At 61.8% G+C, this 9,715-nt stretch carries 16 protein-coding genes; 2 read left to right on the forward strand and 14 right to left on the reverse strand.

What is annotated here, in order from left to right; translation table 11 throughout:
• Window positions 1-153 precede the first annotated feature (153 nt).
• From JT360_RS33885 to JT360_RS32260, 12 genes are all read right to left on the reverse strand, one after another.
• A complete protein-coding gene (locus tag JT360_RS33885) occupies window positions 154-381 on the reverse strand; it encodes a GDCCVxC domain-containing (seleno)protein (protein WP_250889225.1) in 228 nt (75 codons plus the stop codon).
• On the reverse strand, window positions 378-659 hold the full coding sequence (locus JT360_RS32210) for a heavy-metal-associated domain-containing protein (RefSeq protein WP_214477317.1): 282 nt from the start codon (window positions 657-659) through the stop codon (window positions 378-380). The genes JT360_RS33885 and JT360_RS32210 overlap by 4 nt, the downstream gene beginning before the upstream one ends.
• An 11-nt stretch (window positions 660-670) precedes the next feature.
• Complete coding sequence (locus JT360_RS32215; RefSeq protein ID WP_214477319.1) at window positions 671-1,048, reverse strand: mercuric transporter MerT family protein; 378 nt, start codon at window positions 1,046-1,048, stop codon at window positions 671-673.
• Complete coding sequence (locus tag JT360_RS32220) at window positions 1,045-1,701, reverse strand: NrsF family protein (RefSeq protein ID WP_214477321.1); 657 nt, start codon at window positions 1,699-1,701, stop codon at window positions 1,045-1,047. The genes JT360_RS32215 and JT360_RS32220 overlap by 4 nt, the downstream gene beginning before the upstream one ends.
• Window positions 1,698-2,303 carry a sigma-70 family RNA polymerase sigma factor gene (locus JT360_RS32225; protein ID WP_214477324.1) on the reverse strand — a complete coding sequence of 202 codons (606 nt, stop codon included), beginning with the start codon at window positions 2,301-2,303 and terminating at the stop codon, window positions 1,698-1,700. The genes JT360_RS32220 and JT360_RS32225 overlap by 4 nt, the downstream gene beginning before the upstream one ends.
• Window positions 2,300-2,782 carry a DoxX family protein gene (locus JT360_RS32230; protein WP_214477326.1) on the reverse strand — a complete coding sequence of 161 codons (483 nt, stop codon included), beginning with the start codon at window positions 2,780-2,782 and terminating at the stop codon, window positions 2,300-2,302. Before JT360_RS32230 ends, JT360_RS32225 begins: the two co-directional genes overlap by 4 nt.
• Entirely contained in the window at window positions 2,779-3,573 is a 795-nt protein-coding gene (locus JT360_RS32235) for an HvfC/BufC N-terminal domain-containing protein (RefSeq protein ID WP_214477328.1), read from the reverse strand. The genes JT360_RS32230 and JT360_RS32235 overlap by 4 nt, the downstream gene beginning before the upstream one ends.
• Window positions 3,557-4,420, reverse strand: coding sequence for an MNIO family bufferin maturase (bufB, locus tag JT360_RS32240; protein ID WP_214477330.1), 864 nt, complete (start codon window positions 4,418-4,420; stop codon window positions 3,557-3,559). The genes JT360_RS32235 and bufB overlap by 17 nt, the downstream gene beginning before the upstream one ends.
• Window positions 4,421-4,487: 67 nt before the next feature.
• Complete coding sequence (locus tag JT360_RS32245; protein WP_214477332.1) at window positions 4,488-4,820, reverse strand: BufA1 family periplasmic bufferin-type metallophore; 333 nt, start codon at window positions 4,818-4,820, stop codon at window positions 4,488-4,490.
• Between the two features lie 587 nt (window positions 4,821-5,407).
• Window positions 5,408-5,815, reverse strand: a complete 408-nt coding sequence (locus tag JT360_RS32250; RefSeq protein ID WP_250889226.1) for a curlin — start codon at window positions 5,813-5,815, stop codon at window positions 5,408-5,410.
• 165 nt (window positions 5,816-5,980) lie between these two features.
• Complete coding sequence (gene csgH, locus JT360_RS32255) at window positions 5,981-6,382, reverse strand: curli-like amyloid fiber formation chaperone CsgH (RefSeq protein ID WP_214477336.1); 402 nt, start codon at window positions 6,380-6,382, stop codon at window positions 5,981-5,983.
• 67 nt (window positions 6,383-6,449) lie between these two features.
• Window positions 6,450-6,887, reverse strand: coding sequence for a curlin (locus tag JT360_RS32260; RefSeq protein WP_214477338.1), 438 nt, complete (start codon window positions 6,885-6,887; stop codon window positions 6,450-6,452).
• Window positions 6,888-7,270: 383 nt separating this feature from the next.
• Here JT360_RS32260 and JT360_RS32265 point away from each other — a divergent pair, with 383 nt between their 5' ends.
• Complete coding sequence (locus JT360_RS32265; protein WP_214477340.1) at window positions 7,271-7,633, forward strand: hypothetical protein; 363 nt, start codon at window positions 7,271-7,273, stop codon at window positions 7,631-7,633.
• Window positions 7,634-8,215: 582 nt separating this feature from the next.
• Here the strand turns inward: JT360_RS32265 and JT360_RS32270 are convergent.
• Window positions 8,216-8,467 carry a hypothetical protein gene (locus JT360_RS32270; protein WP_214477342.1) on the reverse strand — a complete coding sequence of 84 codons (252 nt, stop codon included), beginning with the start codon at window positions 8,465-8,467 and terminating at the stop codon, window positions 8,216-8,218.
• Entirely contained in the window at window positions 8,464-8,805 is a 342-nt protein-coding gene (locus JT360_RS32275) for a hypothetical protein (protein WP_214477344.1), read from the reverse strand. The genes JT360_RS32270 and JT360_RS32275 overlap by 4 nt, the downstream gene beginning before the upstream one ends.
• 793 nt (window positions 8,806-9,598) lie before the next feature.
• On the opposite strand from JT360_RS32275, the gene JT360_RS33890 reads away from it, so the two are divergent.
• On the forward strand, window positions 9,599-9,715 hold a 117-nt coding region (locus JT360_RS33890), incomplete at its 3' end, for a helix-turn-helix domain-containing protein (protein ID WP_250889227.1).

Raw genomic sequence — 9,715 nt, forward strand, 5'->3', positions numbered from 1 at the left:
CTCGCTCGGCTTCCAGGGTGAATTCTCGGGGAATGTCCAGAGCTATGCCGGCAAGGCGAAAGTCGGGATCAGCTGGTAAGCGATCAGGATCAGCCTATAGTGGAAAGGCCGTCGTCACCTCGGACCGCTTGGGAGATTTCAGCGTCGTAAGCCTCAGCAGCAATGATGCTGGGCCGCGGCACCGGACTGCCGCTCTCGCTGTTTGGGCGGACACGGACAATCGCCGTAAGAGCAGAATACGCAGCAATCTCCCGCCAGCGGCTTGAGGAGAGTTTTGCAGCTTTCGCATTCATAGAAATACTGGCAGGCATCGGTAGGCATTGTCTCGGTTCTGCGGTGGCCGCAGGCTGGACACGTGACGGTGCTGGTGAGTTCGATCATTGCTCTTTCACCAAGGTTGCCACGTAGCCGGCGTTGGTGGAAGCATCAGCGATCGCGGCGGTACTCGTCTTGCTATCGTCGAAGATCACCGTTGCAGTCTTGGCGTTGACGTCGGTTGCAATGGAGACGATGCCGTCGAGGTGCCTGATTGCGGTCGCGACGGTGACCGGGCAAAGCGGACACGTCATACCGGGTATCGAGAATGTGCTGGTACGCTGTGCCGCGGCGGCGGGCAAGGTGGCCAGGAGCGAGATGACAATTCCAAGGACGATGCGCATGACGAAACCTCTTACGGGTTGAGCCGTCCGAAGACATCGACAGCGGCCGCCGACGCGGCAATGAGGCTCGCGGCCAACAGGATGAATCGGGTGGAACGGCGATAGACGGGACTGGCACAAAGCGAACCGGGAAGGCAGGCGGCCTCGATGCGGCGATGGCGCCAGAAACCGAGACCGATGGAGACGGCCGCGAGTGTGAGGAAGTACGGCTGGTAAGGCGCCAGCGCGGTGAGGCGCGCAATCCAGGCGCCGCTGATCCCTGCGACGGCGAAGACGAGCGGAAGGATGCAGCAGGCGGAGGCGAAGAGACCTGCCGAGAGTCCACCAAGAGCCAGCGAGAAGGCGGCTCGCGATGTCGTTGGGTTGCCGATTGGCGATGGTCCGATCATTGCGGCATCTCCACGCGGTTCGACACCAAGAGGTTGATGACGCCGCCTGACAGCATCATCAACAGTGCGGTGCCAAGATTGAACATCAGAATCTCGATGCTGGCGTCGAGTGGATGAAACAGGGTCAGCGCCGCCGCGGTGATTCCAGCCACGGAAAGACTCGCGGCGAAGATCACCGGCGCCGGGTTGAAACTGGCGGCGTGGCGAAGCATGAGGCCCATGGCCAGCGATAAAGGCAGGCTGGTCAGCCCCAACGTGGCGATGCACGAAGCCGTCTCACCGGGAGACGCGCCGTCTGGAAGCATTGGTGTCCAGAAACTCAGGCACTGATAGCCGATCGAGACAAGCCACAGGGCAAGTGCCGGAAAGGGCAGCCAGAGCCAGTGACGCGAACGGCCGGGAAGGCTGACAAAGAATGCCGCGACCGCGCCAAGGATTCCGGTGAGGACAGCCCCTGCGAGGCTCAAGGCGAAGCGGATTTCCGTCAGGCGAACGGAAAGACCCGGCCGCCAGCCATGGGCAGCGGCGATCATGACGAGGATCAATGCCGCCAGGAGAAGGAAACCGGTAGCGCGCAGCAGTGGCGGACGGAGCCGCCTGACCGGCCTCATATTGGCCGCAAGCGCGACGATAAGGTCGTCCGTGGGGATCATGTTTCGCTCCCGCCAGAGAAGAATTGGCGCAGATGCCGGATGGCGCGGTGGGTGGCGATCTTGAGCGCCGCCACGGTCGTGCCGCTCGCCGCCGAGGCCTCCTTCAACGACAGTCCTTCAATCTTGGTGAGCCGCACGGCTTCGCGCTGCCTGGAGGGAAGGCGCTCGAGGGCGGCTTTGATGTCATGGATATCTGTCATGTCCTCAAGGTTCGCGGATGGATCGGCAAAGGTTTCGTGGTCGGGTTCAATTTCCGTTTCGTGGGCCTGGCGGCGACCCTGGCGGCGCAGTCTGTCGATCAGCCTGCGTCTGGCAATGGCCGTGAGCCAGGGGCCGAAGGGCCGCGCCGGATCATAAGTCGCACGCACGGCATGCAGGGTAAGCAGTATATCCTGGATCGCGTCCTCGACATCGCTGGGATTGCGATGACAGCGCGCAGCGTGGGCGCGCAGATATGGCGTGATGCTCTCGAGGAGCCGCCGGTAGGCATTCGCATCGCCATCCTGGGCCCTTGCCATCAGGATCGACCAATCCACCTCCCGCACCCGTGGCAACGGAGCAGCCGACCCCTTCACAAGTTTCAACACGGGAGTGGTGGTCATCGCCCATGTCCCTCCGAACTAAATCGCAGGGCCATCAGCCGATCAAGGGAAATAGGCCCCGCGCCAAGAGCGATGATGGAGATCGCCATGGCAGCCCAGGGCAGATGGAAGTTGGCCCAGCCATCGGGCACCACAAGCTGGATGACGCCGGTCATGACAAGCATTGCCAAGGCGGCGAAGCGGGTGGCAAGGCCCAGGACAAGCAGCACAGGCAAAGTGAGCTCGGCGGCAGCAACCAGATAGGCCACGGCATCAGGCATGGGGAAACCATACTCGGCACCGAAGATGTGCAGCTTGAACTCCTCTTCGAACAGATAGATGGTGCTGTCCGAGAGCTGCAGGAAGCCGTCCCAGCGGGTGAGGCCGGAGCGGAAGAATGGCACAGCGAGTGCCGCTCGCAGAAACAGCGGCGCCACAGCCATGGCGACGTAGGAAAGCCACCTTGCCAGTGTACGGACCAGTTCCGGCGCCGAAATCATGATGGTGCACCGTCGGTATCCTGTTCTAGGCTCCAGCCGATGAAGGCGCCGGCTTCGATCAGTCCGGTCAAAATCGCCCTGAGATCGAAGCATGGCGCGGCTTCCAGTGCGGCGATAGCCGCGGCCACCACCGGCTTACCGGCACCCAGGGTCCTGACGAAGGCCGCAGCTCCCATCGGCAGTTGGTGCACGACAACGTCCGCGCCCGGTCGGACGATGAGGGCATCCTCGCCACCGGCTTCGAGATCCACGGCTGCGGGCTCGCCGTCGGCGACGTTCATGCGCCAGATGGTGAGGGCGGGAAACTGTGATTGCGTCACCCGGAGCGAAGGATGGAGCGCCAACCGCACGCGGGCAAGGCCGTCCTGATCGATGGCGAGAAGGTCATTTGCGGAAAGCGGCTCCGCATCGGCCGCGTGATACGCCTCGATCCAGGCGCGCTCGATCCTTGCCACGTCGGCTAGATAGGGAAGTGTCACCGCAGGCTCGAACCCGTCGATGAATTCGGCGAAGCCTGCGCCGTAGTCCAGCATAATGGGCGACCGCGGCGGATTGGCCGTTGCGAATTGCCCCGCCATGGCACGGAAGAATTCATCCCCGACGATCCGGTGAACCGCCGGGCAATTTTCCTTCAGGGTCTCGATCAGACCGGCCACCACATTGTTGCGATAGACCGCAAAGCGACGCGGACTTGGTAAGCCATCGGGCCCCACAAGGCCCGGCGGCGCGGCGCGAGCAGCATCGAGCAGGGCCAGCGCGAACTCCTGTTGCCGTTCAGACAGTCGTTGCAAGGCGCATCTCCTGCCGCGGCGCGCGAGACTTCATACACGCTTCGGCCCGCATGGCCTCGGCGTGCAGCTCGTTCCATGACGGCAAATCGGCATCCCATTCGATCAGCGTCGGCGTGGGACCGAGTTTGTCGATGACGTAGGCGTAGAGCTGCCAAACCAACCGGTCGACCGGCCGGTTGTGAGTGTCGATAAGCAGTGGCCTCTGTTGCTCATCGGTTTCCGGCGTGAAGCCGGCAAGGTGTATTTCCTGTACGGCGCCGAGGGGGTAGGCGTCTAAATAGGCGAAGGGATCCCATTGCTGATTGGTCGAAGCGACATGGACATTGCTCACGTCGAGCAGCAGGCCGCAGCCGGTGCGACGCTGCACCTCGGCGATGAAATCAGTCTCGGCATAGGTGCTTTCGGCAAAGGCGATGTAGGTGGAGGGATTTTCCAGCAGCATCTGGCGGCCGAGCGTTGCCTGCACCTCGTCGATGTGTGAGGCAATGCGCTGGAGCGTTTCCGTGGTGTAGGGCGTCGGCAGGAGATCGTTCAGAAACGCATCGCCATGACTGGACCATGCAAGGTGCTCGGAGAAAAGGCCCGGCTGGTAGCGGGCGATCAGATCTTTGAGGCGCCTCAAATGGTCTCGATCGAGGGGCTTTGCCGCGCCGATCGACAGGCCGACGCCGTGCAGCGATAAAGGATAGCGCTCGCGCACCGCCGCGAGGTAGCGGTGCGACGGTCCGCCCGCCCCCATATAGTTTTCGGCGTGGACCTCGAAAAAGCCGACGTCCGGGGCGGTTTCCAAGACGTCACGGTAGTGCTGCGGCTTAAGTCCCACTCCGGCGCGCGGAGGTATCTCCATGATCGGCCTCCCCGAAAGCAATCGATATGGGGCGGATGGTAGGGCCATCCGCCTGGGTTCATCGAGATCAAGTGATCGGCGTCAACGATCCGTGGCCCTTGGGGGTGGTCATGGCAGTGCAGGTCCCCTTCGCCACCAGTTTGAAGGCATTGCCCTGGTAGTTCTTGGTGGCCGTGCCCGCACAGGTCGTTCCAGCGCCTGCATAGCAGTCGTTATGACCCTTCAGGGCCACGCCGAAACACTTCTCCATCTTGCCGGAAGCGACCTCCTTCTTGGTCATCTCCCGCATTTTCATCATTTCTGCCTCGCTCATCGCTGCGGATGCGGAGCCAATGGCAGCGGCACCAATAGCCGCAGCAAAGGCACTGGCGACGGCGGCGGAAATCAGGCGGTTTGACATGGATGTCCTCCAATGGGCGTTGTTGCAAGAACCCTTCTCCCCCGGCGACGCTGGAAGCGGCGGGTTCTTCTGAAGGTTCGCCGCGGCATCGGCGGAGGTTACGGCGGTTCAGATCGTCGCGGTTCACGAATCTGTGTAGTGTGGCGGTCTGGCGCCGGGCAACGCCAGCACGGCTCCGGGCTCCGCCTTCAACCCGGATGGGAACGCGGGAACACACTGCGCGGGCACCCAGCCTCAGAACTCCAAGAATCCGAAGAGCGTATCTCAGTACGACGTGGCCGGCTTCCAGCAGTCCCATAAGTGATGGAATGCCGGATCGTTCATGGTCCAATCCGACCGGCCAATTTCCGTTTTCAAAGGCCTGCTGCTTTTCCCGGAAGCGGGCCGTTTTGTGCTAACCGTCCAGCCAATCCCACCAATTCCGCCGTCGACCCTTCTGAGCCTTATGCCCCGCCCCGCCATCGTCATCCGCACCCCGCAAGGTCAGCAACGGAGAAGCTGATCGATGTCATGGGAGAATTCAGGTCGTCCATATCCGCGTCACCCGACGTTCCTTACACTACCTGGCGGAGAATCCGTCTTCGTGATCACCGCCACCCGTAGCTCAGCGTAGCGCCACTACCGCCATTGCCGTTCTGCAGGACACTTGTGCTGGTGTGCCCTCCGAACTGGAAAATACCATAGGCGTTGTCGTTGCCGTTCTGCTGCAGGGCGGCGGAGTGACCGTTTCCCTCCTGCTGGATGATGCCCAGATTGCCGCGGCCGTCCTGGGCGATGCCAGCGGTGTTGTCATGTCCGGACTGATGGACGCTGGCGCCGCGCAGGCCGCGGTATAGCGAATAGAAGCGCAGTCCGGTCGCCAGGGCGCTGCCGTCGCGCGCGTTGGCCGGGGCATAGGTCACCGAGACCCATCCTCCTGCGAAGGACTGTGCGGACAGCGCCGCCTGGCCGATGCTGCCGGCCACGAGAGCGATGGTAAGGGTCTTGAGTGTCATCATGGTTCTCCATTTTCCGGTTGCTTCAGCCCACGGCCAGCTTTGTCATTTCGCGGCTGAACCCCGCTGGAATCGGCCGTTCAGCTGTCGCTCAGTCATTTTCCCCGGGCCTGACGCAGATGAAAAGGCGCAGATCGCCGACGCTTTCTTAAACCTGGCGTGCGATCAGGTCGCGCCGCCGACCCGCTCAGTGCAGCCGACGCTCTTGCCGTCGGCCGTGATCTCGAGTTTGGCATCGTAGTCGGCGCCCTTCGCATCGAGCGTGACGGTGCCGAGCGTAGCTGGCTTGCCGGGCGCGGCACTAAAGGCGCTGCTCTGCTCGATATTGGTACCGCCGGTCTGGCCTGCGCTTTCGACATGGAAGGAATAGGTGCCGCTTATGCCTCTGTCGGCGTGGGCGAGCGCGTCCAACGAGACCATCCCGCCGTCCGGCGTGACGCGGATCTCGCAGCGCACCGGCCCGACGGACTGGCCGGCAATCGCAATGGTTGCCAGAGCGCCGACGGGTATCAGAACGAGGGCGAGTGCCGCCGTGACACGGCAGGGATGCTTGATGATGCGGGACATGGTTTGTCTCCTCACATTGAATTATGGCGGTCGCGGACCTTTCCGCGACCGCCGGCCGTTGGTCCGCTTACGGACAGGCCTGGACAAAGGCTGCGACGTTGCCGCTGCCGCCCTGGCTGACATTGGCGTCGCAGCCGTGGCCAACCTGCACGCCGGCAGCGATGTTGCCATTGCCATCCTGGGTCAGAATTGTGGTGTGGTTGGAGCCGAACTGGCCGACGCCAGCCACGTTGTGGTTGCCGTTCTGATAGGTGGCGCCGTAGTTGCTGACGCCTTCCTGGCCGATGGCCGAAAGGTTGTGGCGGCCACGCTGCTGGCCGATTACGGTGTTGAAGCGGCCGTTCTGGTAAACTCCGATACGGTTTCTGAAGCCGTTCTGGGCGCCGCCAGCTGAATTCGACCAGCCATATTGTTCGATGCGTACATCGTTGGCCATGGCAGGAGCGGCGGCAGCAATGCCGACAAGGGCGGCGAGCGCGGTTGCGATGAAAGAATAGCGGGTCATGAGAGCATCTCCTGTGGCGGACGGGACCGCGGGTTGAACGGCTTCCTTTTAGCAGATGCCGTTCGAACCGATGCTGAAGGCACCATTCAGCCGAGGTTCAGGGACGCTTGTGCGAACCGTGGCGGTTGGCCCGGTCGATCACGACGACTAGGTCGCCATCTGTCAGAAAGCCAAACCGCTCAAGCTCGTGAAGAACGCTTGGCCCCTGGCTATATCGGCCGGATGGCAAAGGGCTGGACGTTCTCCAATCTCTGATCACCCGCGGTACTCTGGCATGTCGCGAGGAGCGCGGCGAGTCGACACCGCAGACGGAGAATCGTGGCGGCGTTGGTTGATCTCTGCAGGGTGGGCCCGACGCCGCGGGAACAAGGAGAAACGCACATATGGAAACCACCACGCTCATCGCGTGGCTGGCGCGAGTTGGTATGTTGCCCGCGGCGGCTGCGCTCATCATCGCTGCGCTGCCAGCACGAGCCGACGAAACGGTTGGCGTCACTTTGGCCGACAAGGGCATGCAATCCATGCGCATGGACCTGAGTACAGAACAGGTCAAGGCCGGCAATGTGACTTTCAACGTGACTAATACTTCCCGGGCCTTGGCTCACGAGTTCGTGGTCGTCAGATCTGACAAGCCGATCGAGACGCTGCTTTACAACGAGCCTGAAAAGGAGGTCGAGGAGAGTGCGCTCGAGGTCGTAAGCGAGATCGACGACTCGATCCCGGGAAGTCCGGCGCGCTTGCGGTAAAGCTTGAACCCGGCTCCTACATCCTGCTTTGTAACAAGGCGGGCCATTTCAAGCTTGGCATGGTCAATCACATCGCCGTCACAAAATAGGATCTGGGGCATCCTAACGCTCCCTCGTCTACGGCGCGGCACTCGACGTGGATGGCGGCTCGACCTCGCGTAGCGCCAATTGCGCGCCGCGTCGGAGCCTGCAAAGTACTTCAGGAGCGATCGAGCGTGTCCTTCTGAGGCGATGCGCCTGGCAATATTTTATTTCGTCCGCGCCGGGCCGCTGTGCTGCCACGCCTCGATCTGAATCACCCAATAGGATTGGTGCATTGTTCTCGAAAATGTCTCAGATTCACACGCGATCTCACGAATATCGGCATTCCCCGCTGCTTCTAACCCGGATGTGCAACGAGGGCCTGCTCATCAAGGTTCGTTATGGAGTCTATCGCGCAGCAGAGGAGGAAGCGGCATGATCAGCTCTTGCCCTTCCGAAGCGGCCAGACAGTCTGCTGGGCTGGCCAGTCCGCGTCGGCCGCAATAGAAAGGCCGCCCCACGTGAATGGCAGATGGAACGGCCTTCTCATGGGCACGGGGCTCAATAGGTCTTTTTGGGTGCCGCAGCCTTCGCAACATGCTTCCTGTGCTTCACCGGGCACTTGTGCTTCTTGGTCGGCTTGCAAACCTTCTTCTTCGCTACGTTCTTCTGGTGCGGCTTCGCAGCCGTGGTTGCGGCCGTCGTGGTCGTGGCAGCCGGAGCGGCCGTTTTGGTGGCGGCGTTGCCGAGAACCGGCATCGATAAGGCCAGAGCAACGGCGAGGCTGAGGGCGGAGAGGAGGGACTTCTTCATGGCTTTTTCTCCTTGCTACGCAGGTCGGCTTTAGGTGGCACTGCATCGGGATCGATCGGCGTCACGCCAAGCAGCTTCAAAGCATTTGCGAGCGTCCGGATTCCCTGCGCCTCCTTCTTCTTGGCGCAGAGCCGGTTTCCCCTTCTTTGCAGCGCCTTCGCCGCGGCGACCTGCGTTGCCGCGGGATGGGTCTCGAGGGCTTCGTCAACTTGGCCGCTGAGATTAGAGCAGCGCTCGGTTCGGGTCGTCGCAACCTTTGTCCTGCCAGCTTCAATTGGGCCGGTGACGAGCGAAATGCCGAGCAACGCGCCCATCAAGCTGATCGAGAACCTTTGCATCGCTTGTCGCCAATCCGAACAAGTGCTGCAGTGCAGCAGCCGATGATGACCCTCTCCGGGGAATTGTACGCCTGAACCGTTTCTGGCGTTTTTCTGGTTTGTTTCTGAATTGTGTCTGAGCTTGCGCGTAAGCTTCGCCCCCGAACGCGCAGCAACCGCAAGATCACAGGGCTGCGGTAATGCAATCAGGTCGGGACGGCGACGCTGGAAGCGGTGGGTTCTTCTGAAGGTTCGCCGCGGTCAGCAAGCCCTGAGCGGTTCGGCCGCGAAGCCGGTACCTGACGGTCAGTCGGGTATGTTCGGCCTTTGGCCGTCCTGTACGATACATAGCGGACGCCTTATCGCATCTGCCGGCAATGGAACCAGATAGACCCGAGCCGCCTCCCACGAAAGCGCCGCCCCAGGGGTGGCCGCCGAAACGGAAGGTCACTCCAGCCTGGCAACCTTCAATTCGGGGAGGCAGCCGATAGCGTGGGACGAACCCTGTTTGGCGAAACGTATGGAATAGGCAGCGCGAGATCTGGCCTCCAACGGCAGCGCCGGTGAGCAAAAAACTCCTTCTGCTTCGGCAGCAGCGCGAAGCCAGGGTGAATTCTCGGGCAATGTCCAGAGCTATGCCGGCAAGCGAAAGTCGGGATCAGCTAGTAAGCCCTCCTACGCTGAAGCTTCGGAGGGCATCCTGCTTCGCGCGAGGGCATTGCCAATCCTGCGAAGCAGGATGAGCGACCCGAGACATAGGTGACGTTTTGTACCGGACACATGGGTAACACTTTTGGCTTTGCCGGAGGTGTTGATGCCGTGGAGAGAGTGTTCGGTGATGGAGGAACGTCTTCGTTTTGTAGCTCGCCTTCTCGACGGGGAAGGCATGAGCGATGTGTGCCGGGAATTCGGCATTTCGCGCAAGACGGGC

The sequence above is a fragment of the Mesorhizobium sp. dw_380 genome, from assembly GCF_018588885.1.
In the GTDB taxonomy this organism is placed as follows: Bacteria; Pseudomonadota; Alphaproteobacteria; order Rhizobiales; family Rhizobiaceae; genus Mesorhizobium.

Excerpts from the sequence above, each read along its gene's own strand:
- JT360_RS32275 (WP_214477344.1), bottom strand. The coding sequence starts at position 8,805 with ATGCAAAGGTTCTCGATCAGCTTGATGGGCGCGTTGCTCGGCATTTCG.
- JT360_RS32250 (WP_250889226.1), bottom strand. The coding sequence starts at position 5,815 with ATGACACTCAAGACCCTTACCATCGCTCTCGTGGCCGGCAGCATCGGC.
- JT360_RS32225 (WP_214477324.1), bottom strand. The coding sequence starts at position 2,303 with ATGACCACCACTCCCGTGTTGAAACTTGTGAAGGGGTCGGCTGCTCCG.
- JT360_RS32215 (WP_214477319.1), bottom strand. The coding sequence starts at position 1,048 with ATGATCGGACCATCGCCAATCGGCAACCCAACGACATCGCGAGCCGCC.
- JT360_RS32230 (WP_214477326.1), bottom strand. The coding sequence starts at position 2,782 with ATGATTTCGGCGCCGGAACTGGTCCGTACACTGGCAAGGTGGCTTTCC.
- JT360_RS32260 (WP_214477338.1), bottom strand. The coding sequence starts at position 6,887 with ATGACCCGCTATTCTTTCATCGCAACCGCGCTCGCCGCCCTTGTCGGC.
- csgH (WP_214477336.1), bottom strand. The coding sequence starts at position 6,382 with ATGTCCCGCATCATCAAGCATCCCTGCCGTGTCACGGCGGCACTCGCC.
- JT360_RS32245 (WP_214477332.1), bottom strand. The coding sequence starts at position 4,820 with ATGTCAAACCGCCTGATTTCCGCCGCCGTCGCCAGTGCCTTTGCTGCG.
- bufB (WP_214477330.1), bottom strand. The coding sequence starts at position 4,420 with ATGGAGATACCTCCGCGCGCCGGAGTGGGACTTAAGCCGCAGCACTAC.
- JT360_RS32210 (WP_214477317.1), bottom strand. The coding sequence starts at position 659 with ATGCGCATCGTCCTTGGAATTGTCATCTCGCTCCTGGCCACCTTGCCC.
- JT360_RS33885 (WP_250889225.1), bottom strand. The coding sequence starts at position 381 with ATGATCGAACTCACCAGCACCGTCACGTGTCCAGCCTGCGGCCACCGC.
- JT360_RS32220 (WP_214477321.1), bottom strand. The coding sequence starts at position 1,701 with ATGATCCCCACGGACGACCTTATCGTCGCGCTTGCGGCCAATATGAGG.
- JT360_RS32265 (WP_214477340.1), top strand. The coding sequence starts at position 7,271 with ATGGAAACCACCACGCTCATCGCGTGGCTGGCGCGAGTTGGTATGTTG.
- JT360_RS32270 (WP_214477342.1), bottom strand. The coding sequence starts at position 8,467 with ATGAAGAAGTCCCTCCTCTCCGCCCTCAGCCTCGCCGTTGCTCTGGCC.